The 21,809-nt window shown below is 62.4% G+C and carries 22 protein-coding genes; 15 read left to right on the top strand and 7 right to left on the bottom strand.

Annotated features, from left to right (window positions below; all coding sequences use genetic code 11):
- Positions 1 to 44: 44 nt before the first annotated feature.
- The 11 genes from nrfD (at position 45) to PP263_RS16845 (ending at position 10,802) form a co-directional block, all read left to right on the top strand.
- Positions 45 to 1,409 carry an NrfD/PsrC family molybdoenzyme membrane anchor subunit gene (nrfD, locus tag PP263_RS16895; RefSeq protein WP_308364943.1) on the top strand — a complete coding sequence of 455 codons (1,365 nt, stop codon included), beginning with the start codon at positions 45 to 47 and terminating at the stop codon, positions 1,407 to 1,409.
- The gene (locus PP263_RS16890) at positions 1,402 to 1,941 is read left to right on the top strand and encodes a DUF3341 domain-containing protein (RefSeq protein ID WP_308364941.1); all 540 of its coding nucleotides are present in this window, start codon (positions 1,402 to 1,404) and stop codon (positions 1,939 to 1,941) included. The genes nrfD and PP263_RS16890 overlap by 8 nt, the downstream gene beginning before the upstream one ends.
- 227 nt (positions 1,942 to 2,168) lie before the next feature.
- Positions 2,169 to 2,708, top strand: coding sequence for a cytochrome c (locus PP263_RS16885; protein WP_308364940.1), 540 nt, complete (start codon positions 2,169 to 2,171; stop codon positions 2,706 to 2,708).
- Positions 2,705 to 3,742, top strand: coding sequence for a hypothetical protein (locus PP263_RS16880; RefSeq protein ID WP_308364938.1), 1,038 nt, complete (start codon positions 2,705 to 2,707; stop codon positions 3,740 to 3,742). Before PP263_RS16885 ends, PP263_RS16880 begins: the two co-directional genes overlap by 4 nt.
- On the top strand, positions 3,735 to 4,082 hold the full coding sequence (locus PP263_RS16875) for a hypothetical protein (RefSeq protein ID WP_308364936.1): 348 nt from the start codon (positions 3,735 to 3,737) through the stop codon (positions 4,080 to 4,082). The genes PP263_RS16880 and PP263_RS16875 overlap by 8 nt, the downstream gene beginning before the upstream one ends.
- Positions 4,079 to 4,864 carry an SCO family protein gene (locus tag PP263_RS16870; protein WP_308364934.1) on the top strand — a complete coding sequence of 262 codons (786 nt, stop codon included), beginning with the start codon at positions 4,079 to 4,081 and terminating at the stop codon, positions 4,862 to 4,864. Before PP263_RS16875 ends, PP263_RS16870 begins: the two co-directional genes overlap by 4 nt.
- Positions 4,861 to 5,835: a cytochrome c oxidase subunit II gene (gene coxB / locus PP263_RS16865; RefSeq protein ID WP_308364933.1), complete on the top strand. Its 975-nt coding sequence runs from the start codon at positions 4,861 to 4,863 to the stop codon at positions 5,833 to 5,835. Before PP263_RS16870 ends, coxB begins: the two co-directional genes overlap by 4 nt.
- Positions 5,828 to 7,444 (top strand): cbb3-type cytochrome c oxidase subunit I, encoded by a 1,617-nt coding sequence (locus PP263_RS16860; RefSeq protein WP_308364932.1) that lies wholly within the window; start codon positions 5,828 to 5,830, stop codon positions 7,442 to 7,444. Before coxB ends, PP263_RS16860 begins: the two co-directional genes overlap by 8 nt.
- The gene (locus PP263_RS16855) at positions 7,431 to 8,108 is read left to right on the top strand and encodes a cytochrome c oxidase subunit 3 (protein WP_308364930.1); all 678 of its coding nucleotides are present in this window, start codon (positions 7,431 to 7,433) and stop codon (positions 8,106 to 8,108) included. The genes PP263_RS16860 and PP263_RS16855 overlap by 14 nt, the downstream gene beginning before the upstream one ends.
- 1 nt (position 8,109) lies before the next feature.
- Entirely contained in the window at positions 8,110 to 8,370 is a 261-nt protein-coding gene (locus tag PP263_RS16850; protein WP_308364929.1) for a hypothetical protein, read from the top strand.
- Between the two features lie 248 nt (positions 8,371 to 8,618).
- Positions 8,619 to 10,802 carry a LamG-like jellyroll fold domain-containing protein gene (locus PP263_RS16845; RefSeq protein ID WP_308364928.1) on the top strand — a complete coding sequence of 728 codons (2,184 nt, stop codon included), beginning with the start codon at positions 8,619 to 8,621 and terminating at the stop codon, positions 10,800 to 10,802.
- A gap of 227 nt (positions 10,803 to 11,029) precedes the next feature.
- Here PP263_RS16845 and PP263_RS16840 read toward each other — a convergent pair whose 3' ends face one another.
- On the bottom strand, positions 11,030 to 11,410 hold the full coding sequence (locus PP263_RS16840) for a VOC family protein (RefSeq protein WP_308364927.1): 381 nt from the start codon (positions 11,408 to 11,410) through the stop codon (positions 11,030 to 11,032).
- 337 nt (positions 11,411 to 11,747) lie between these two features.
- Positions 11,748 to 12,275: a macro domain-containing protein gene (locus PP263_RS16835; protein WP_308364925.1), complete on the bottom strand. Its 528-nt coding sequence runs from the start codon at positions 12,273 to 12,275 to the stop codon at positions 11,748 to 11,750.
- A gap of 254 nt (positions 12,276 to 12,529) precedes the next feature.
- Here PP263_RS16835 and PP263_RS16830 point away from each other — a divergent pair, with 254 nt between their 5' ends.
- The 4 genes from PP263_RS16830 (at position 12,530) to PP263_RS16815 (ending at position 17,049) form a co-directional block, all read left to right on the top strand.
- Entirely contained in the window at positions 12,530 to 13,603 is a 1,074-nt protein-coding gene (locus tag PP263_RS16830) for a GGDEF domain-containing protein (RefSeq protein WP_308364924.1), read from the top strand.
- 137 nt (positions 13,604 to 13,740) lie between these two features.
- Complete coding sequence (locus tag PP263_RS16825) at positions 13,741 to 15,672, top strand: NPCBM/NEW2 domain-containing protein (RefSeq protein ID WP_308364922.1); 1,932 nt, start codon at positions 13,741 to 13,743, stop codon at positions 15,670 to 15,672.
- Positions 15,665 to 16,033 carry a GtrA family protein gene (locus PP263_RS16820; protein WP_308364920.1) on the top strand — a complete coding sequence of 123 codons (369 nt, stop codon included), beginning with the start codon at positions 15,665 to 15,667 and terminating at the stop codon, positions 16,031 to 16,033. The genes PP263_RS16825 and PP263_RS16820 overlap by 8 nt, the downstream gene beginning before the upstream one ends.
- Positions 16,033 to 17,049 carry a glycosyltransferase family 2 protein gene (locus PP263_RS16815; RefSeq protein WP_308364918.1) on the top strand — a complete coding sequence of 339 codons (1,017 nt, stop codon included), beginning with the start codon at positions 16,033 to 16,035 and terminating at the stop codon, positions 17,047 to 17,049. The genes PP263_RS16820 and PP263_RS16815 overlap by 1 nt, the downstream gene beginning before the upstream one ends.
- A gap of 98 nt (positions 17,050 to 17,147) precedes the next feature.
- Here PP263_RS16815 and PP263_RS16810 read toward each other — a convergent pair whose 3' ends face one another.
- From PP263_RS16810 to PP263_RS16790, 5 genes are all read right to left on the bottom strand, one after another.
- Positions 17,148 to 17,801 (bottom strand): phytanoyl-CoA dioxygenase family protein, encoded by a 654-nt coding sequence (locus PP263_RS16810; protein ID WP_308364917.1) that lies wholly within the window; start codon positions 17,799 to 17,801, stop codon positions 17,148 to 17,150.
- 624 nt (positions 17,802 to 18,425) lie between these two features.
- Positions 18,426 to 19,178 (bottom strand): NUDIX domain-containing protein, encoded by a 753-nt coding sequence (locus PP263_RS16805; protein ID WP_308364916.1) that lies wholly within the window; start codon positions 19,176 to 19,178, stop codon positions 18,426 to 18,428.
- 10 nt (positions 19,179 to 19,188) lie between these two features.
- The gene (locus PP263_RS16800; RefSeq protein WP_308364915.1) at positions 19,189 to 19,959 is read right to left on the bottom strand and encodes a hypothetical protein; all 771 of its coding nucleotides are present in this window, start codon (positions 19,957 to 19,959) and stop codon (positions 19,189 to 19,191) included.
- A 72-nt stretch (positions 19,960 to 20,031) separates the two neighbouring features.
- Entirely contained in the window at positions 20,032 to 20,835 is an 804-nt protein-coding gene (locus PP263_RS16795; protein WP_308364914.1) for a phytanoyl-CoA dioxygenase family protein, read from the bottom strand.
- 151 nt (positions 20,836 to 20,986) lie between these two features.
- A complete protein-coding gene (locus PP263_RS16790) occupies positions 20,987 to 21,808 on the bottom strand; it encodes a dienelactone hydrolase family protein (RefSeq protein WP_308364913.1) in 822 nt (273 codons plus the stop codon).
- Between the last annotated feature and the right edge of the window lies 1 nt (position 21,809).

The following is a 21,809-nucleotide window of genomic DNA, read 5'->3' as shown; positions in this document are numbered from 1 at the left end:
CATCTTTCACCTGGAGTCGACGCGATCATTTCAGGGACCAGGAAATGCCGCAGACAACACCGGAAACCCTGCTGCCCGAGGGCCTGACCCACACAACGATGACCGAGCGCATCGCCGGCCTGGTGCTGGAGCCGCGCGCGCGGGGCCGGTGGCGGCTGGCATTTGCGGTGTCCGCGGCGCTGGCGCTGATGTTTGTGGTGTGCCTGGGCGTGGTGTTCACCGTCGGCGTCGGGCTGTTCGGGGTCAATATCCCGGTGGCCTGGGGTTTCCCCATCGTGAACACCATCTGGTGGATCGGTATCGCCCACGCCGGCACGCTGATTTCCGCGGTGCTGCTGCTCACGCGCCAGCCGTGGCGCGCGCCGGTGGCGCGACTGGCGGAGGCGATGGCCCTGTTCGCGATCATCTGCGCCGGCATCTACGCCATCGTCCACCTGGGGCGGCCGCAGTTTATGCAGTTCCTGATCCCTTATCCCAATACCATGGACCTGTGGCCCCAGTGGCGCAGCCCACTGGTGTGGGATTTCTTCGCCATCTCCACCTATTTCGTGTTCACCCTGGGCTTTCTGTACTTCAGCCTGCTGCCGGATTTCGCCACCCTGCGCGACCGCGCGCACTCCCGCGGGCTGCAGATTTTTTACGGGGTTATGGCGCTGGGCTGGCGCGGCTCGGCGCTGCACTGGGCGCGCTACGAGCAGGTCAACCGGGTGCTGGCGGCGGTGGCGGCGCCGATCGTGGTGTCGGTGACCGGCATTATCTCCCTGGACCTGGCGGTGTCGCTGGTGCCGGGGTTCCACTTCACCATCTTCCCGCCGTATTTCGTCGCCGGAGCGCTTTTTTCCGGCTTTGCCACCGTGTCTTTCCTGGCGGTGGTCACCCGCGCGATGTTCGGCCTCAAGGACCTGATCACCCGCCGCCACCTGGATTACCTGGGGCGCATGATGCTGCTGTTCGCGCTGGTGGTGAACTACGCCTATATCCAGGAAGTTTTTACCGCCTGGTACTCCGGCGACCCGTACCAGCGCGCGGTGTACATCAACCGCTGGACCGGCCCCTACGCGCCCGCCTGGTGGGCCATGTTTGTGTGCAACTCGCTGCTGGTGCAGCTGCTGTGGTTCAGGCAGGTGCGCCGCTCGCCGGCGATGCTGCTTGCATTGGCGATCACCAGCAATATCGGCATGTGGCTTGAGCGACTCCAGATAGTGTTCACCAGCACCTATGCGAGCTATATGCCCTCCACCTGGGGCCTCTCCGGGCCCACCCTGTGGGACTTGTTGGTGGCATTGGGTTCGCTGGGACTGTTCGCATTCCTGCTGCTGGCGTTCGTGCGCCTGGCTCCGGTGGTGTCGATGCACGACATGCGGGTGTCGATCTACCGCGCGGTTCACAAGGAGAAAAGCGGTGACTGAGCAAAACCACTCCGAGCAAAACCACTATGGCCTGATCGCCCGCTTCGCCGGCCCGGAGGCGCTTGTAGCCGCCACCCTAAGCGCGCGCGAGGCCGGCTATCGGCGGCTGGAGGCCCACGCGCCTTTTCCCGTGCCGGGGCTGGCCGAGGCGCTCACCTTTCGCGAAAAGGGTATTCCGCTGATCGCGCTGTCACTGGGCGTAACCGCCGCGGCTGCGGCTTTTTTTCTGCAGTGGTACACCGCGGTGATCGACTATCCGTTTGTGGTGGGCGGCAAGCCACTCAACAGCTGGCCCGCGTTTCTGCCGGTCACCTTTCAAGTGGGCATCTTCTCCACGGTGATGGCCGCGACCATCACCATGCTGGCCAAAGACCGCCTGCCCCATTACTACCACCCGATATTCAACTGCGACGACTTTGCCCGCGCCTCCGCGGACGGATTTTTCCTGAGTGTTCGCGGCGGCGATCCCGCAGAGGTGGAGGATTTCCTGCGCGCGCAGGGGGCCGAATATGTGCGGGAGCTGACGTTGTGATGCGGCCCGGCACAGAATCCAGGGTGGTGGCGACCCAACCCGGGAACGCGGAGCTCCAGCTCCGCTTGCGGGCCGCAGGCCCGCCTCGGGAACTCGAAATAATCCTGCGTTGCGGGAACCCGCGATCAGCGCCCGCGGCCGGCGGAAAGTCCGATCGCGGCCATGGGCCGCTCCCGGCCGGACCGCTCCTACAGGAGCTTCGGAACCCGGTCCCGCACCAGGGACCTGTGCTGATCTTCGCCGCAATATTCCTGCTCTGCGCCTGCGGCCAGGATATGCGCAACCAGCCCCGCTACGATCCCTACCAGGCCGCGCCCGGCTGGCCGAACGACCAGTCCGCCCGAATGCCGGTGGAGGGCACGGTATCCCGCAACCAGGCAGTGGAGACGCGCCCGAACACCCTGCCCGAACCCCTGAGCCGCGAGCTGCTGGAACTGGGCCGCGAGCGTTTCGATATTTTTTGCAGCCCCTGCCACGGCGGTACCGGCAACGGCGACGGCGCCATCGTGCAGCGCGGTTTTCCCGCACCGCCGTCACTGCACAACGCGCGGCTGCGCAATGCGCCGCTCGGCCATTTCTACGATGTGATCAGCGACGGCTTCGGTGTGATGTATTCCTACGCCGCGCGGGTGCCGCCGGAGGAGCGCTGGGCCATTGCCGCCTATATTCGCGCGCTGCAACTCTCCCAGCACGGTTCGCTGGAGGACCTCACCCCGCAGCAGCGCCGGGAACTGGAGCGGCAAAACCAGGGGGGAAAAGCGCCGTGACTCCGCGCGCGATACTGCCCGGTGGAATTGCGCTGCTGACACTGGGCGCACTCGGCGCCGCACTCGGCGGAGTGGCATTTGCCTCCAGCTGGCTGGCGGCGGCGCTGATCTGGGGCTCGCTGCCGCTGGGCGCGCTGGCGATGTTGATGACCCACGGCCTCACCGGCGGGCGCTGGGGCGAACAGAGCCGCGCGCTGTGGCTGGCGCTGGCGGCGACCCTGCCGCTGTTCGCCGCGGCCATGCTGCCGCTGCTGTTCGGCCTGCACACGCTGTTTTCCTGGACCCTGCCCGCACAGGACCTGCCGGAAGTAGTGCGCAACAAGCTCGCCTACCTGAACCGGCCTTTTTTTGTCGTTCGCAGCCTGGTCTATTTCGCGATCTGGCTGGGGCTCGCCTGGGCGCTGGGCGTGTGGCGGCGGCGCACCGCGCCGGTACAGGCGCCGGGACTGATCCTGTGGCTGCTGGCGCTGACGTTTTTTGCCTTCGACTGGTTTATGTCCCTGGAGCCGGAGTTCTATTCGGATATCTACGGGCTGATGCTGGGTACCGGCATGGTGGCCGCAGCCATCGCCTGCGCGCTGCTGCTGGGCGCGCAGCACATGGACCCGGGCGCGCGCCGGGATATGGCCAACCTGTGGCTGGCGATACTGCTGGGCTGGGCGTTCACCGCCTTTTCCCAGTACATCGTGATCTGGTCGGCAAACCTGCCGGAGGAAATCGGCTGGTATATCCACCGCGGCCGGGGCGCCTGGGGGCCGATCAGTGTGATCTCCTTTGCGCTTTTCTTTCTGCTGCCGTTCCTGGTTCTGCTGTCCAGCGCCGCCAAGGGGCGCGCAGACTGGCTGATGTTTGCGGCGGCGTCCTGCCTGGCTGGCCACGTCCTGCAGATCTGCTGGCTGATACTGCCGGCGTTCGGCGGCTGGAGTGCGCTGCAGGTCTGGCTGGTGCCGGCGCTGGTATTGGTTGTCGGCGCCATCTACGCGGCCGGTTACAACGCCGGCCAGCGGATAAACCGCGGGGCTGAAGATGGTTAAACACGAGGCAGACCTGTCCCGGGTACGCCCGATCGTCTACGTCATGCTGTTCACCCTGGCTCTGGTGGTGCTGGGCGGCCTGGCCATGTGGCCGCTCTATCGCTACTGGCTGCCGCGTCCCCCCGCGCCGGTGTTCGAACCGCTGCCGGTGCCGCCGGGGCAGGTGCGCCTGCAGCGCAACCCTCTCGCGGATCTGGCCGGCTACCAAGAGCGAGAGCAACAGCGGCTGCACAGCGTGGGCTGGGTGGACCGGGAGGCCGGGGTGGTGCATATGCCGATCGAGCGCGCAATGGACCTGCTGCTCGAGCGCGGCCTGCCGGATGCGGAGGCGTCTCAGTGAACTGGCTCACCCGCATCTGTTCGCTGCTTCTACTGCCCGTGCTGGCGGCTGAAGCGCAGCCGACAGCGGAGAAAACCCTGGATGCGGTGGCATTCAATCAGCGCATCGGCGCGCCGCTGCCGACGACGGCGTTTCGCAATGCAAATGGTGAGGCCATGACACTCACCGCGTTGGCCGAACAGGGCCCGCTGATCCTGGTGTTGTCCTGGTTCGAGTGCCCGCACCTCTGCCCCATGGTGCTGGACCAGCTCGCCGGGGCCGCGGCCGATCTGCCGTTTGCCGCGGGGGATTACCGGGTGGCAGTGGTGAGTATCGATCCGCGGGAGACGCCGGCGCAGGCCGCGCAACTGGCGCGGCGCCTGCGCGAGCGGCACGGGCAAATCGTCTCCAGCTGGCAGCTGCTGACCGGCGGCGCCGCAGCCGTCGATACCCTGGCCGATGCGGTGGGTTTCCAATACGCCTACGACGCAGAGCGCGACAGCTACGCGCACCCGGCGGGGCTGGTGGTGGTGGCCACCGGCGGCCTGGTCAGCCGCTACCTGCTGCGCATCGAGCGCGGACAGCCGGACCTGCGCCTGGCGCTGGTGGACGCCGGCCGCGGCAAACTCGGCAGCCCGGTGGACCAGTTGCTGCTGCGCTGCTATCACTTCGATCCGGATACGGGCCGCTACAGTGTCGCGGTGATGCGCCTGCTGCAATTCGGTGGCGGACTGTCCCTGTTCGCACTGGGCGGTCTGGTCATCGGTCTGCGGAGGAGCGAGAGGTGGAGGGAGCGGCCGTGAGCGAGCAGGCGATCGAAGATCCGCAGGTCGGGCTGCAACTGATTCCCCAGCAGGGCTCCGAATACGCGGTCCAGGTGGACCACCTGTACTACGCTCTGCTGGGCATTTCCGGGCTGCTGATGGCGATCCTCGCCGGCCTGGTGGTGGTGTTCGCGGCGCGCTACCGGCGCACCCTGGGCCGCGGGCGGGGCAAACTGCTGTCCGACCGCAGCGGCCGCCGCGTGGAAATCGGCTTTGCGCTGTCGCTGTGCGCGGCCTTTATCGGGCTCTTCTTCTGGGCCAGCCAGCTGTACCTGAAACTCTACGGCGAACCGGCGACGGATATCGTCATCGACGTGGTGGCCAAACAGTGGATGTGGAAATTCCAGCACCCGGACGGCACCCGCGAGATCAATACCCTGCACCTGCCGGTGGGGGAGACGGTGCAACTGCGCATCACCTCCCAGGACGTGGTCCACAGCCTGTCGTTTCCGGCGTTCCGGCTCAAGCGCGACGCAGTGCCGGGCATGTACACCACCGCCCAGTTCACCCCGATCCGCACCGGCGAATCCCACCTGTTCTGCGCCGAGTACTGCGGCACCGACCACTCGCGCATGCGCGGCAAAGTGGTGGTGATGAACCAGACCGACTACCAGCGATGGCTGGCGGGGCAGGGCGACGCGCCCAGCCCGGCGGACGCCGGCGAGCAGTTGTTCCAGAGCTACGGCTGCAGCGGCTGCCACAAGCCCGGCGACGCCACACTGGCGCCGGAGCTGGCGGGCATTTTCGGCAAGCCAGTGCCGCTCGCCAGCGGCGAGACCGTGGTCGCGGACGAGGCCTACATCCGCGACTCCATTTTGCAGCCGCAGAAACAACTGGTGGCCGGCTACCAGCCGATCATGCCCAGCTATTCCGGGCAAATTTCCGAAGAGGAAATCCTGCAGATCATCTCCTATATCCAGTCACTCACACCCGGCGATCAAAATGACTAGCGTTGTTTACAGTGAAAGCGAAGACCGCCACGCGACGCCTCGGGACTACCTGAGCGGCGGCTGGAGCATTCGCTCCTGGCTGCTCACCGTCGATCACAAACGCATCGCCTGGCTATACGCGGTATCCATCACCGGCTTTTTCTTTTTCGGCAGCGCCGCGGCGCTACTGATCCGCCTGGAATTGATCAGCCCGGCCGGCGACCTGCTCAGCGCGGAGAGCTACAACAAGCTTTTTTCCCTGCACGGTATCGTGATGGTGTGGTTTTTCCTGATCCCCTCGATACCCGCCACCCTGGGCAATTTCCTGCTGCCGATGATGATCGGCGCGCGGGACATGGCATTTCCCAAACTGAATTTACTGTCCTGGTATATCTATACCCTCGGCGGGATCTTCACCCTCGCCGCGGTGATTGCCGGCGGCGTGGATACCGGCTGGACCTTTTACACCCCGTATTCCACCCTGTTTTCCAACTCCGCGGTGCTGGCCGCGGCCACCGGGGTTTTTATCGTCGGCTTTTCCTCGATTCTCACCGGGATCAATTTTATCGTCACCACCCACACCATGCGCGCCCCGGGGCTCAGCTGGTTGCGCCTGCCGCTGTTTGTGTGGGCCAACTATGCCACCGGCCTGGTTATGGTGCTGGCTACGCCGGTGCTGGCGATCACTCTGGTGTTGATCGCGCTGGAGCGCGCCCTGGGCATCGGTATTTTCGATCCGGCGCTGGGCGGCGATCCGCTGCTGTTCCAGCATCTGTTCTGGTTCTACTCACACCCGGCGGTTTACATCATGATCCTGCCGGCGATGGGGGTGGTGTCGGAAATCATCCCCTGCTTCTCGCGCAACCCGATCTTCGGCTATATGGGCATGGTGCTGTCGATAATGGCGATCGCACTGTTCGGCTTTGTGGTCTGGGGCCACCATATGTTCGTGTCCGGGCAGAGCATGTACGCGGGGATTTTGTTTTCTTTTTTTTCTTTCCTGGTGGCGATACCTTCGGCGATCAAAACCCTGAACTGGACCGCGACCCTGTTTCGCGGACAGATCAGTTTTTCTGTGTCGATGATCTATGCACTGTCTTTTCTCGAACTGTTTACCGTCGGCGGACTGACCGGGGTTTTCCTCGCCGCGCTGGCGCTGGATGTTCACCTGCACGATACCTATTTCATCACCGCGCACTTTCACTACATCATGGTGGGCGGCGCGGTGACCGGCTATATGGGCGGGCTGCATTTCTGGTGGCCCAAACTCACCGGGCGCATGTACTCCAGGCCCTGGGCCACAGTGGCCGCGCTGGCGTTGCTGATCGGGCTCAATCTCACTTTCTATCCGCAGTTTCTGCTCGGCTACGCGGGCATGCCGCGGCGCTACCACTCCTACCCGGAGGAGTTCGAAATACTGCACGTGCTGTCCAGCCTGGGAGCCGGGGTGCTGGCGCTGGGCTATCTGCTGCCGTTGATCTATCTGTCCTGGTCCCTGCGCCACGGCGAAAAATCCGGACCCAATCCGTGGGACGCAACAGGGCTGGAGTGGCAGACGGCATCACCGCCGCCGGTGCACAATTTTGCGGAAACGCCGGTGGTTACCGAGAAACCCTATGCCTACAAGTAGCGGACAGGCCGGCGCGCGGCCGGAGGACGAAACACCGCCGGAAACCCAGTTCGACAATATGGACCAGCAGCGCCACGCCGGGCTGCTGGGCATGTGGGTGTTCCTGCTCACCGAACTGCTGCTGTTCGGCGGGCTCTTTGCCGCCTTCGCGATTCTGCGTCTGCAATACGCGAACGTCTTTGCGGAGGCGGCGCAACACCTCGATTTGAAACTGGCCGCCATCAATACCGCGCTGCTGTTGAGCAGCGGCCTCACCATGATGCTGGCCGAGCTGGCGGCGGGCGCGCGGCTGCGAAAAGTCGCGGTGTACTGGCTGCTGGCCACCATCCTCCTCGGCCTGGCGTTCCTGGCGATCAAAGGCTTCGAGTGGTACAGCGAATTCCGCCACCAACTGATGCCGGTGCTGGGCCTGCCGTTCCGCTATCCCGGCGAGCAGCCTGCGATTGCCGAGCTGTTTTTCAACTTATATTTCATCGCTACCGGCCTGCACGCAGTGCATATGTTGGTGGGCATCGCGATACTGGTGGTGATGCTGGCGCTGGTCCGGCGCTGGCGCAGGCCGGACCGCCTGGACCGCCAGCTGCATATCGCCGGCCTCTACTGGGCCTTTATCGATGTGGTGTGGATTTTTATTTTTACCCTGTTTTATTTGCTGAGAGGCTGAATTGAACTATCGCCCCGCCGTATTCACCTGGCTGGCACTGCTCATCCTGCTCGGGATCAGCCTGCTGGCGACCGCAATGGCTTCCACAGCCTTGCGTTACACCGTGCACTTTCTTTGTGCGATCGCCATGTCCGCGCTGGTGATGGTGGTATTTATGCAACTGCGGGCCGCCAGCGGACTGCTGCGACTGTTCGCATTGGGCGGATTGCTGTGGATTGCTTTGCTGTTAATGCTGACCCTGGCGGATGTGCTGACGCGCTGAAGGCAAAACGTACGCGATGCCACTGGAAACAAGAATCACCAGCTCCCGTCAGATCTGCTAACTGGTTCGCATAACCGGATTAAATGTCTGTTGTGCAAACAGCTCGATAAAACATTCTCTGATAGAGTGTCCCCCTTCTTTTTAACCCGGTATTTGTTGGTGGACTGGTCGGCTCCATAGGCTCGCGAAGCCGGGTTCTCCGCCAAACCCAATGCGTTCAAATGCCGTTATCTTCAGGGGGGGGATTTATGCACAGGATTTTGGTGGGCAGTTTGTTGGTAATGCTATTGACGGCTTGCGGCGGAGGGGGCAGTGGGACAACCTCATCCGACAATAATAATGAGGCAACCTCGACCAACAATAATAACGGGACAGACTCATCCGGCAATAATGACAACAACAATGATACCGCCGATACGAGCGGGGATGTATCCCAGCCGGTAGAGTCACCCTTCATTCATCCCGGCCTCTTGCACACCGAGGCGGATTTCGAGCGTATGCGCACCAAGATCGCCGCAGACGAGAACCCCTGGGCCGAGACCTGGAATACTCTGATCAACTATGAAGATACCAAGTTGGATCAGAAACCCCAGGCGTTCACCCGTCTTATCAGGGGCGGGTCGGACGAAAATTACCTGACCCTGATCGAAGATCTGCGCGCTATGTATGGCCTCGCCCTGGCCTGGAATATCACCAAAGAGGATGCCTATGGCGATCTGGCCGTCACCTTCCTGAACGATTGGTCGTCCACCCTGGAAGAAGTGACCGGCAATACCGACAAATACCTTGCCGCCGGCCTTTACGGTTACCAACTTGCCAACATCGGGGAGATCATGCGCAGCTATGAGGGGTGGGCAGAGGCCGATATCGAACGCTTTCAAACCATGCTACTGCAGCTGTTCTACCCCTTAAACAGCGATTGGCTGGCCAGGCACGATGGTTCCTGCCTGTCCCACTTTTGGGCCAACTGGGACTTGGCCAACATCACCGGCATGATGGCCATCGGCATTTTTGCCGACCGCGAGGATATTTACCGGGAAGCGCTGGATTATCTCTACCACGGCCAGGGCACCGGTGCCCTGGATAATCTGGTGTACTACCTGCACGATGGCAACATGGGGCAATATCAGGAAAGCGGACGCGACCAAGGTCATTCCAACCTCGGCGTCACCCTTATGGGTGTGATTGCCAAACAGGCCTGGAATCAGGGCGACGACCTTTTTGCCTGGGAGAATTATCGTTTGCTGTCGGCGATGGAGTACATCGCCCGCTATAACGTCAATGAAGAAGTGCCTTTCACACCCTACGGACCCAACTGTGTTGACAGGTACAATGAATCTATTTCCAGCCACTCGCGCGGACACAAACGCCGCTCCTGGATGTTGCCATTGAACCATTACCGGAACCGGCTCGGTATTGCGACTCCGTGGATAGAGGCCAAACACGCGGATGTTGGCCGTGAAGTCTGGCGCTGGAGCAACGACGAATTGGGCTGGGGCTCCCTGACCGAAGCGCTGGATGAACCTGAAATTGGCGGTGCTCCGCGCGGCCTGACAGCGCGTATCGAAGGCGATGCCGTTGTCCTTTCGTGGTGGGGTGCATACGGCGCGGAGAGTTATCAATTGCAGCGCGCCGACGACGTCGACGCTGAGTTTGCCACCATTGCCACGATTTACCCCGGTGAGTACCTGACCCATACCGATACCGACGTCCAGACCGGACAGGATTACCATTACCGGGTAACCGCCCTGTCCGCCGAGGGCCTAAGCGAGCCATCCAACACCGCTCTGGCGGAAGTGGGCACACGCCTGAAAGTACATCTCACTTTTGATGAGAGCGAATCCGACACACTGAAGAACAGCGTGAATGACAGCGACATCGGCACCCTGATGAACGGCGCCGAACTGGTACCGGGAGTCACTGGCCAGGCTGTATCGCTGGATGGCGTGGATGACTTTGTCCAGCTCGATGAAGGGTTAGTTGAGGACCTGTCTGACTTCACTGTGGCTGCCTGGCTCCACCTGGACGAAGCCAAAACCAATGCGCGCCTGTTTGATTTCGGTGTCAGCGACCAGCGCTATATGACCCTGCTTCCAGTCACTGCTGAGGGCGTTGCCCGATTCGCAATCACCAAAGTCAGTTACCATGCGGATGAAGACATCACCGCAAATGATCCCCTGGAAACCGGAAACTGGGTGCACCTGGCGGTAACGCTTAAAAACGGCGTTGGGATTTTGTATGTGAACGGTGCGGAAGCCGCCCGCCATGAAACAATGGCACTGGCGCCCTTCCGATTGAACAGCACCAACCAAAACTGGTTGGGCCGCTCGCAATATTCTGCCGATGCCTTCCTGGCCGGTAAGATTGACGACTTCAGAATCTATTGCGGTGCCTTGTCCGCCAGTGAGGTTGGCGCTTTGGCGACGCCTTGACTGTTGCTGTTCGCCAACCCGCTTCGGTTGGCGAACAGCCCCGTCAACTTGTAATGGCGGCGTTTGATGAAAAAGCCCCGGCAGATCACTCTGCCGGGGCTTTGTTGGTTTTCACGTGATGCGAATTTAAAGACCCTACTTCGTTGTCAATCCCGAACACAAAGTAATCGCTGAGAGCGCTCGAAAAATATGGCTTTAACGGTGCGCCTTCAGCGATCGTTTAATCGTCAGCCCATCCGGTGGAGAGCACAAATCTTGTTGCCGGACGGGTCGCGCAGGTAAGCCAGGTAAAGCTTGCCCATAACGGCTTCGCGCACACCGGGGGGATCTTCGCACTCGGTACCGCCATTGGCCAGCCCCGCTGCGTGCCAGGCATCGGCCATCTCGGGACTCCCTGCCGCGAAGCCAATGGTGCTGCCGTTGCCGTGGCATGCCGGTTCGTTATTGATGGGTTTGGTGATTGCAAAGACGCCTTTTTTGGTGAAGTAGAAACAGCGGCCCTTCTCATCGATAACGCCCGGCTCGTGGCCTAGGGCTCCCAGGATGGCGTCATAGAATCTTTTGGATTCCTCGACGTCATTGGCGCCGATCATTATATGGCTGAACATTTTTTATCTCCTCATTTAAAGAGCTGGCAATAAATAGGGTTAGCGTGAAATTTTGACACTTGCGCGGTTCCGGGGTCAGTATACTTAATTCTCAAATTCCAGCTGCGCATTACTGATTTTTCTGCCCGCTTCAGACGCTGGTTTTTGTCGGCGCATTACGCGGCCAAATTGTCGCTCGGCTTTGGCTATGAAACGGTTCGACCCCAGCGACGACCTGTGTGTATGCCGGCGAATCTCCTCAACCCGATCACCGCCCTCCCACAACGCTCGGGCGCTGGACCATGGCCAATCCAGAGATCTACAACTCATCACAGGTCTGGCGTTTTTTAATCTAAGACTATTCCCGCTCTTCCCCAAAAAACCGCCGCTGAACCCGCCGCCATTCCCCCAGCGCCGCCGGCGTGTGCAGACACACCGCCACCCGCGCAAAATCCCTCGTTTCGACCGTTAATACCTCCAGCGCCTGGTGCGCGGCAATGGAGTGGGGAAAGCGGTTGGTGCCCGCCCCCAGGGCGGGAAAGAGCAGGCTGCCGAGACCTTTCTGCCGCGCCAGGGCGAGCACGCTCTGGTAACAGCGGCGCAGCTGCACCAGGGCCTGCACGCCCCACTGGTCGCCGCTGCTCCATTGGGGTGTCACTGTATGCAAAAGATACTTTGCCGGCAGGCCGTAGGCGCGGGTCAGGCGCGCCTCGCCCACGGCGCATTCCGGCTGCTGCGCGCAGGCCGCCACCAGTGCCTCGCCGCCGCGATCGTAGATCTGCGCCGAGAGGCCGCGCCCGGGGATCAGGTGCTTGTGCGCCGGGCACACCAGTGCGTCCGCGCTCATGGTCAGGATATCGCCACAAGTCAGCTGCAAGTTCGCCACAATCTGCCACACCGTCCTTATTTATCCTGCTGATACTATAGTCCCGCTCTTTGGCGCGAAGGCGAATCGCCATATACTAGGCGCCCCCGATCGCGGGGCCGCCTTGTTATGTGTCTTGGGGATGGCGGCGAGAAGCTGTTTTGCCATCGGCGGCCGGGAAACATCGAAGGGTTAGCGAAAGCACTCAAAGTGCCGTAGCAGTGCCGGGCTGGTGGTAGCCGGATGGGAACAGGCCCGCACAACAATAGGAACCCATGAACACCGCACATAACAATAACTACCGGGACCCGGTTCGCGAAGCGCTCCAGTTGGAGCTGCGCCGGCGCGTGCAGGCCTCCGGCTATATGCTGATTTTCTCCCTGGCGATCACCGGTGCCATGAGCGTGATCGCCCTCACCAATGGCGATCTCCTCCAGGCCTCCACCCTGTTCGGCGTGGCAACGCTGATCCTCGGGGCCTATATCACGGTCAACCTGGTAGGCCCGAGCAGCAAGACGCCGCTGCTGGTGGGCACCCTGCTGTTGGTACTGTATTTCTACCTGCTGCTCTCCGGCGGTGTGAACAACACCGGACTGATGTGGGCGGTGATGCTGGTACCCGGCTTTATCAATTTGTACGGCTACAAGGTGGGCACCGCGACCCTGGTGGCCATCGGCGGTATCACCGCGCTGGTGCTGTTCTACCCGGACTTTCCCGGCATGACCGCGGAATACGACACCGCCTACCGGGCGCGCTTTATCGCCGTGTTCGGCGCGCTCACCGCACTCACCGCGATTCTCGACAGCAGCCGCCACCAGACCCAGCAGATGCTACACACCCTGACCCAGGAACTGGAGAACCGCGCCAGCACCGACGCCCTCACCGGGCTGGCCAACCGGCACGAGGCCTATCGCGCCATGCACGAGTTGGAGCGCCGCAACCGCCACCTGTCGGGCCGCTACACAGTGCTGATCGGCGACCTGGACAACTTCAAGACCCTCAACGACAACTATGGCCACGCCTTCGGCGACCGGGTGCTGCAGGACGTGGCGGAAGTGCTGCGGGAGAACACCCGCACCGACGACATAGTGGCCCGCTGGGGTGGCGAGGAATTCCTGATTCTGCTGCCCAATACCGATCTCGACGGTGGCGGCATACTGGCGGAAAAACTGCGCGACCGGGTGGAGGCGCTCAGTCAGAAATACGATCCGCCGGTCAAGATCTCCATCAGTTTCGGCGTCGCCGAGGGCGACCCGTCCAGCGCCACTCACGGCCAGCTGCTGGCGGAGGCGGACGCGCGCATGTACCGCGCCAAAGACAGCGGGCGCAACCGGGTGGTGGCGGTTTGATTCGGGACTCGGGGAGCCCCCGATAAGCCCGAGGCAACCAGCACTGTCACAGTACTTACGGTTGCGCTCAATTCTGTACCACCACTAAGTTCATATGGTTAAATAAACGCCAATATGAAGAACTACGGGCCGCGTCCATGCACAGCCACCCGGCGGAGACCGCCGCCACACCAGACCGCTGGACTGGCTTCCTCGCGGGCCGCCAACTGCACTTCCAACTGCAGCTGACCCGCCGCAACTGCCTCTACGCGTTTCTCTATGCACTGATCTTTCTCGGCGCCTGGCTACGGGTGGACTATATCCTGCAGTTCAACCCCCTGGACCATATCTGGAGCGACCCCCAGCGCCACTGGGAGCAGGGCATCGAGGCCCTGCGCGACGACCCCATGTCGATGACCGACCCGGTGCTCTACCAGCTGTATATCGGCGCCCTGGGGAAACTCACCCTGAGCGAGCCGCTGCTGGTGGCCTTCTACACCGCGCTGCTGTCCCTGCTCACCCCCTGGTTCTGGTACCGCTTCCTGCGCGAACTGCAGCCGAGCAGGGCCATCGCGCTCGGCGGCTGGGCGGCACTGTCGCTGCTGCCGTCGTGGATCGCCATCTACGGCTATTTCATGCAGGAGACGCTGCTGCTGCCCCTGCTCGGCGCCGCGCTCTGGAGCAGTTGGCGCAGCAAGCGCAAACAGGACCTGCGAAGTTTCCTGCTGATGGCGCTGGTGTGGGCGCTGGCGGGGCTGACCCGCGGCATTGCGATACCCCTGGCCGCGGTGACCTGCACCTGGCTGTGGCTGTTGCAGGACGACAAGCTGCGCAAGGCGGTCTACTCGCTGCTGCTGCTCGCCCTGGTCCTCGGCCCGCTGGCCTACCGCGGCTACCAGAAGATGCATATTTTCGCCCCCCACGGCGTCGGCCAGCTGGTGGCGATCTACACCCGCTCCGGCAATAAGCAAATCAATATGCACTATCGCCGCGGGGGCGCCCGCTGGAACTACTGGTTCGCCTCCCCCTCCACCGGCGAAAAGCCCCTGGAGCCGCTCTCCGACTGGCAGACCGCGCGCAGCGGCACCGCCGACGTCACCATCGATATCGATAAAGGCTCTGAGGACTGGCAACGGGCACTGGCGAAATACCCGCTGACGTTTTCCAACGCCCTGTGGATCGCGAAAGAAAACCTGCTGTTCCTGTTTTTCGGCCGCTCCTGGCCGGACCAGAACCGCGACCGCCAGCTGGATCAGCTGAATATTCACGCCCGCTGGCTGTGGGCGCCGCTGACCCTGCTGTTGCTGGCGGGCACCGCCTTTTACTGGCGCCGGCTGAAGGGCGAGCGCCTGCTGCCGTCGCTGCTGTTGACCTGGATAGTGGTGCAGGGCCTGCTACCTATCGCGGTCAACGAGGGGCGCTATCGCAAACCCGGCGAGGGGTTGCTGTTCGCCCAGGCGGCCCTGCTGCTGGCCGCGCGGCGCAGAAGGGAGGAGGAAAGCGGTGGGGAGAAAAGCGAAAGGAACTCCGCGCATACACCCACCGTGGCCGCGCTGACCGCCTCCGGCCTGCTGCTGTGCTTCGGCGCCGCCTCCGCCTGGCGGCACTACACCCTGGCGGAACAGATGGCGCAGCAGGGGGAGCTTTACCTGAGCCAGTTGAGCGCGGACTACCATCGGCAGGAGTGGGGCCACATGGGCCGCGACCGCAGTGTGGAACAGCGGCCGATCCGCATCGGCGGACACCACTACGCGAAGGGGCTGGGCGTGCACGCGCGCAGCGAGACCCGCTACCGGATTCCGCCCGGGGCGAAATATTTTCACAGCTATTTCGGCCTGGACGCCGCCGGTCACCGCGGCCTGGTGGAATTCAAGGTGTTGCTCGACGGAGAGGAGGTTTTCAGCAGCGGCCCCTATAACAACCGGCGGGAGACGGGGGAAATCCTGCTGCCGCTGGAGGGCGCCTCCCGGATAACCCTGGTGGTGGACCCGCTGGGCAGCAACCGCCACGACCACGCCGACTGGGCCATGGCCCGCTTCCTGGCCAAACCTCCCGAAACCGCGCTGGCAGAGCTGCCGAAAAATGATTGATCGCCTGTTGCGCTTCGCCCTGGTGGGCGGCACCGCCACCCTGTTGCAGTTTCTGCTGCTGGCGCTGTTCGTCGAACTGCTGCATACCGCCGAAGTGGCCGCGTCCGCAGCCTCCTTTGCATTGTCGGCGGGGTTCAACTACTGGCTGAATTACCACTTCACCTTTTCCAGCCGAAAGAGTCACGCGCAGACGTTGCCCAGGTTTGTCCTGGTGGCCCTGCTCGGGCTGGGCGTCAACACCGCCAGCTTCGCCGCACTGCTGACTGCGCTGCACTACCTGGCGGCGCAGGTGGTCGCCACCGGCATCACCCTGCTGTGCAATTTCACCCTGCATCAGTACTGGATCTACCGGAGAGAATAATGCCTACAGACTCCACAAGACCCGCCCCCACCCTCGCCATCGTCGTGCCCTGCTACAACGAGGAAGAGATACTCGCGGAGAGCTGCGCGGAACTGCTGCAGCAACTGAATCGCCTGGAGCACTCCGGCAAGGTGGCGCGCGGATCGAAAATTTACCTGGTGGACGACGGCAGCAGGGACGACACCTGGCCGCTGATGCAGAAGATCGCCCGGCGGGAAAGCCAGGTGGTGTCGGTCAGGCTGTCGCGTAACAAGGGTCACCAGAATGCGCTGCACGCGGGCCTGAGCCAGACGGTGGAAGAAGCGGTGGTGAGCATCGACGCCGACCTGCAGGACGGTGCGGAAAATATCGAACCCATGGTGGACCACTACCTGCAGGGCAGCGAAGTGGTCTATGGGGTGCGCAGCGAGCGCCACACGGATACCTTTTTCAAGCGCTTTACCGCCGAGGGCTACTACCGGGTGATGCACAAGCTGGGCGTCGACCTGGTGTTCAACCACGCCGACTTCCGCCTGCTCTCCCGCCGCGCGCTGGACGCGCTGTTGGAATACCCGGAGGCCAACCTGTTCCTGCGCGGCATGGTGCGCGAACTGGGCTTCGAATCCTCCCAAGTGGAATACCGGCGGCGGGAGCGCACCGCCGGGGAGAGCAAATACCCACTGCGGCGCATGCTGTCCCTGGCCTGGCGGGGAATCACCGCCTTTTCCACCGCGCCGCTGCGGGCGATTACGGTGCTGGGGCTGGTCTCCAGCGCGCTGTCGTTTGCCGTGATCGCCTGGGTGCTGACCACGCGCCTGTTCACCGATAACGCCGTGCCCGGCTGGGCGTCCATCCTGCTGCCGCTGCTGTTTATCGGCAGTGTGCAGCTGCTGTGTCTGGGAGTGATCGGCGAGTATATCGCCAAGCTGTTCGAGGAAGTGAAGCAGCGGCCCAAGTACCATATCGACAAAGTCGTCGGTGCGGAGACTGCAGACATCGAAAAGAGAGAAAGAGAAGCGGCCGTTATCGCAGATTAAGTAGGAGCGGCCGTTGGCCGCGATCAGGCTAGCCGGGCGAAGTAGATGACCCACTATTGATCGCGGCCATGGGCCGCTCCTACAAAAACCACTGTGCCTCAGGCGGCCGACAGGTTCGCCGGGCTGTAATCCCGGCTGCTGAGAAAACTCGGGCGCGGCTTGAGACCGCCGAAGGGTGCCGCCGGTTTGTTTTCCACGCTGTTGTACACGCACATCAACACCTTGCGCGGGTCGTTGGAAATATTGTCCGGCGAACCGTGCAGCAGGTTGCACTCGTGGATCACCAGGGTGCCCGGCATACCGGTAATCGCGTGTATCTCCCGGTCCCGCAGGATCTCGCGCATGGTCTCCGGCCTGGGCACGCCCAGCACCTGCCGGCGCAGGGAGGATTTGTAATTGTCCTCGGCGGTTCTGCCGCGGCAGGAAACATAGAGCTTGTAGGAGCCGGGGATCACATACAGCGGGCCGTTGTGCTGGTGGTTCTCGCTGAGCATGATCCAGGCGGTAAGGGCGCGCATCCTGGGCATACCGTCCTCCACGTGCCAGGTCTCGAAGTCGGAGTGCCAAGCGAAGGAGCGGCCGGTGAAGGCGGGTTTGTTGTTGACCCGGGATTGCATCAGGTACACATCCGATCCCAGCAGCTGGCGCACCAGTGGCAGGATTTTCGGGTGGCGGAAAAAGCGGTCGATGTGCCCGCTGAAACCACAGGGATTGAAGATGGTGCGCAGTTCGTCGCTCTCCGGCTCACACACCAGCTCCTCGCATCCGCGCAATTTTCCGCGCAGCTGTTTTCCGTCAGTAGCGGCTCCACCATTTCCGGCATATAGCCGGGCAGAACCAGGTAGCCGTTTTTTTCGTAGTGGTCCAACTGCGCCCGTTCCAGCGACGCGCCGCTTTCCGGCGGCTCGCCGCCGTAGACCACCGGGTCCTGTCTGGGGATGATTTGTTCCCTGCCGCCCAACCGGGAAGGGTACAGATCATCTTGTGTAGGCATGATTCCTCCTCTAATTGTTGAAAATTTGTAACTACTCACCCCGACAGGTTAGGGAGAGGGGGAGCCGGTCAGCGCCCCCTCCCCCGGCCCCTCCCCCGCAAGCGGGAGAGGGGAGAGTAGTTACGGAAATTTTTAATTACTAAAACGGCAGCACAGAGCCCTACCGCCAGCTTCGCGAACGCCAGGGGCGCGAGTACTGTGTTTACCGCTGTTTGAAAGGCCGCAACCCCGACGGTCGAGGCCAATTTTTTGAACGGTGAGCGAGTCACCGGAGACAATTTGCGGCGGATGCCGCAATGAAAGATGTAAATCGCGTCAGTCAATTTACAGGCGTATTATTCCAACGCTTTCGACCCGCCGAGTCAAGCGGATCCGGGAAGAGTCACGCAGGAGAATAGATCTCGTAGTCGTCCGCATCGCCGCGGTAGCCGGGAATTTTTTGCCGTTGCAGAAAGCTGCCGGGCAACGCACTGCGGACGATGTGCTTGTTGTAGCTGCCCACGCCCTCCGCAGCCAAATATTCCTCCACCGGTATCCAGCGGGCGAGGCCGATTTCCTCTTCGTCTATTTTGATTTCCCGGGTCAGCGGCTTCAGCTTGCACACCGCGTAAATGTTCGAGGTGCCGAACTGGCCGCCGTGGTGGTGGCGGAAGCTGACCAGCCCCTCGAACTCCGTCTCTACGCCGGTCTCCTCGAATACCTCGCGGATCACCCCGTCCTCGATATGCTCCCCGGGCTCCAGCATGCCGCCGGGAAATTTGAAATGGCCGGGGCGGGTCTCCAGGTCGTGGCGTTCCACCACGGTCAGTATCTTTCCCTCTGCGGAGATCACCAGCCCGCCCGCGCCGATGGTGTGAGTGGCGAACAGGGGCAGCGGGGTGTTTTCCACCAGGCGCAGGATCATCATCACTTCATCGGCTTTGCAATGGTGAAATTCAAAATCCAACTCCAGGGCCACGGGAATCAATTGCGAATGCCGCGCCGGCAGCCGCAACCACACCGCCTTGGCGCGCTCGCCGCGCCAGTGCTCCAGGGACGCGGCCAGGCGCAGTCTGAACTCTCCGGCGTCTTCCGGCAGGGCTTCCGGGTGGATGTAGAGACCGTCGTACTGATTTCTGCTCGCGGTGAGTATCATGGCAACAACTTTATTGGACGATAAAACTGGTCTGGTCGACGCCGGTATTTCCGGTTCTGGGATCGTAGGCATAGACCAGTAACTGGTAGACACCCGGTGATTTCGCCTCCAGCGGTGCGCCGAAGGTGCTGGTGTCCTGTATCTTCAGCGGCACCGTTTTGTAAAGCTCACCGTCCTTGCGCACTATCGCCGCCACCTCCATTTTGCTGCCGTCCCAGAGGCCGTCCGGGGTCAGCGCACAGCCGCACATCATCACCACATTGGCCTTGATTTCAAACGGGCTGTCCGAAGCCGGTACCGCTTGGTGGGTCTGCGGGCTGAGCAGATCCACCACCATACCGGGGACCTCGACGATCAGGCCGTCGCCGTCGATCGGCTTGCCCGGCACCAGCCAGGTCTGGGTTTGCGAGAGTACCCGCGCCTGCCGCTTGATCGCCGGCGCCACCACCTCCACGGTGAGAAACACCGGCTCGTCGATCTCCAGCGTGGCCTTGAAGGCGGCCGCGCCCTCGGCGATGGAACCGTAGCGGCTGTGGGGCTGGCGCATGATTTTATCGGTATTGCCGGTACTGCCCTCGGTCAAGCCCTCGGCGAGCAGGGCGCCGCTGTCCGCGTCGCGGATACGCACCAGCGCGCCGCCGATGGAGGAGCCGATAAACTTGGCGTCCCTGGCTTTGGCGCGCACCACAATATCGGTGGCAACCGGCTCGGCCATAGCGACCGCCGTGGAAAATTGGAAGAGTGCGATGACAATGACGATCAGCCACTTCGAACGGTTCACAGGCGGGCTCCTTGAATTTTGCAGATCGGGGGGCAGTTTACCGGTGCGGAACCGCCCTGGGCAAAAACCGGCTCACTGCCTGGAGCGACTATAGGCCTCCTGCGCATCCGCCAGCCGGTAGACACCCAGTTCTTCCAAGCGCTGCACGACCCTGCGTCCCGAGCGGCGCCAATCCGGGCCGTAGCTGGGGTAGCGGTCCACGTCGTAGCCGCCGTTCCAGTCCGCGGGATAGATGTCTGCGAAATAGGCGCGGGTGCGACGCTCCGCCTCGGCAGTGACGGGATCCAGGAGGAAATCAAGCCGCCACTGCCGGCGCAGGCCGCCGCCGCAGCTGCCGTGGAAGAGGTGTTCGTCGAACAGGATCAGGTCGCCGGGTTCCGTCTCCAGAATATGTCCCGGCAGGGACTCCGCCGCCACCCCGCTCATCGGCGCGAGGGCGCGGGCAAATTCCGGCCGGTGGGAACCGGGCAGTACCCGCAGCGCGCCGGTGTTCGCTTTAACGGGTTCCAGGTAGGCCGCAATACCGACACTCGCCAGCGGCACATCGGAATCCCCATGCCAGGGCGTGTCGCCGCTGTAGAGCACGCCCTTGGCCCGCGTGGGCAGCACCGCTCCGCCGAGTAGCTCCGTCGCCAGCGGCTCCAGGCGGTCGAGCAGCGACAGGCTCACCGGCGTCTCCGCGGTCATCATCGGCGCGTAGCGAAATCTCTCCCCACCGGAAATATCCAGCGGCGGCACCAGCCCGTCGCCCATCACCCGGTCGAGCTCCTCCGCCAGCGGGCGCGGGTCGAATGCGCTGCGGATTACCAGGAAGCCGAAGATACGGTAGTGGTCACTATCTTCGGGAGCTGGAATCAGACTGTCCGATCTGGCCATAGGAAAAAAACTCTATAACGGGGTTCCTACAAAAGCTCCATAGAGGCCAAATCCGACAAGTGCCCAAAACGCCAAACCGATGGCTATCCACAGTGGGGGAAGGCAGACACTGGACTTTTTCTGCGCACAGTGACCCTCAACTGGCCCCCTGTCAGACGAGGTTGTGTTCAAACAGTGCCAGCATCCGGCGCCAGGCGCGCTCCGCCTGGGCTTGGTTATAGACTGCGGAGTCCGGCGGGCACCAGCCGTGGTGTGCGCCTTCATAGACCTCGGTCTCGGCCGGTACGCCGGCGCTGTCAAAGGCCTTGCGCAACTCGACTTTGGCCTGGGGATCGCGTTCGTCATCGTTCTCCGCAATTGCCACCAGAAATCCGGCCTTTGTTTCCGGCACGAGGAGATGGGGGCTATCAGCCTTATCGGTCACCAGACCGCCGCCGTGGAAGGAGGCACCCGCACCGATACGCTCCGACATATCCGCCGCCAGTCTGAAGCTATAGGAGCCGGTCATGCAGTAGCCCATAATGCCGATTTTTCTCCCGGTGTCCACCGACGGCTGCTGGTCGAGAAACTCGACGAAAGCGCGGCCATCTGTCACACAGGTACCCGGCGACAGGGTCGCAGCCTGCTCCCTCGCTTTGGGGAAAATCTTCTGGCGCAGCTGTGGATCGATAACCATTGTGTCGTCGGGGATCAGCTGATCATTCATGGTTCGGTAATAGGGATCGACCACCAGAACCGAGTAGCCGGACCCGGCGAGGCGCTTGCCCATCTGGCGGAATGCCGTACGCATGCCGAAAATATCCGGCCACAGGATAACTGCAGCGTGCCGTCCTTTTGCCGGGTGTACGAAATAGCAATCGGCCTCGCCATCGGGCGTCTCCACCGCCACATTCGCTTCCACCACCTCGATACCGCCGCTGACTTTCAGTGTTTCGCCACTGCCGTGCTGCAGTAGCGGATCATAGTAATCCACG

Source organism: Microbulbifer sp. TB1203, from assembly GCF_030997045.1.
Classification (GTDB): Bacteria; Pseudomonadota; Gammaproteobacteria; order Pseudomonadales; family Cellvibrionaceae; genus Microbulbifer.
The sequence above is the reverse complement of the archived record's forward strand: the minus strand, read 5'-3'. Positions and strand labels throughout refer to the sequence as shown.

What these genes read in the sequence shown, in the direction of transcription:
- PP263_RS16855 (WP_308364930.1), top strand. Translation starts at nt 7,431, where the DNA reads ATGCCTACAAGTAGCGGACAGGCCGGCGCGCGGCCGGAGGACGAAACA.
- PP263_RS16805 (WP_308364916.1), bottom strand. Translation starts at nt 19,178, where the DNA reads ATGATACTCACCGCGAGCAGAAATCAGTACGACGGTCTCTACATCCAC.
- PP263_RS16820 (WP_308364920.1), top strand. Translation starts at nt 15,665, where the DNA reads ATGATTGATCGCCTGTTGCGCTTCGCCCTGGTGGGCGGCACCGCCACC.
- PP263_RS16830 (WP_308364924.1), top strand. Translation starts at nt 12,530, where the DNA reads ATGAACACCGCACATAACAATAACTACCGGGACCCGGTTCGCGAAGCG.
- PP263_RS16795 (WP_308364914.1), bottom strand. Translation starts at nt 20,835, where the DNA reads ATGGCCAGATCGGACAGTCTGATTCCAGCTCCCGAAGATAGTGACCAC.
- PP263_RS16875 (WP_308364936.1), top strand. Translation starts at nt 3,735, where the DNA reads ATGGTTAAACACGAGGCAGACCTGTCCCGGGTACGCCCGATCGTCTAC.
- PP263_RS16845 (WP_308364928.1), top strand. Translation starts at nt 8,619, where the DNA reads ATGCACAGGATTTTGGTGGGCAGTTTGTTGGTAATGCTATTGACGGCT.
- PP263_RS16860 (WP_308364932.1), top strand. Translation starts at nt 5,828, where the DNA reads ATGACTAGCGTTGTTTACAGTGAAAGCGAAGACCGCCACGCGACGCCT.
- PP263_RS16840 (WP_308364927.1), bottom strand. Translation starts at nt 11,410, where the DNA reads ATGTTCAGCCATATAATGATCGGCGCCAATGACGTCGAGGAATCCAAA.
- PP263_RS16825 (WP_308364922.1), top strand. Translation starts at nt 13,741, where the DNA reads ATGCACAGCCACCCGGCGGAGACCGCCGCCACACCAGACCGCTGGACT.
- nrfD (WP_308364943.1), top strand. Translation starts at nt 45, where the DNA reads ATGCCGCAGACAACACCGGAAACCCTGCTGCCCGAGGGCCTGACCCAC.
- PP263_RS16815 (WP_308364918.1), top strand. Translation starts at nt 16,033, where the DNA reads ATGCCTACAGACTCCACAAGACCCGCCCCCACCCTCGCCATCGTCGTG.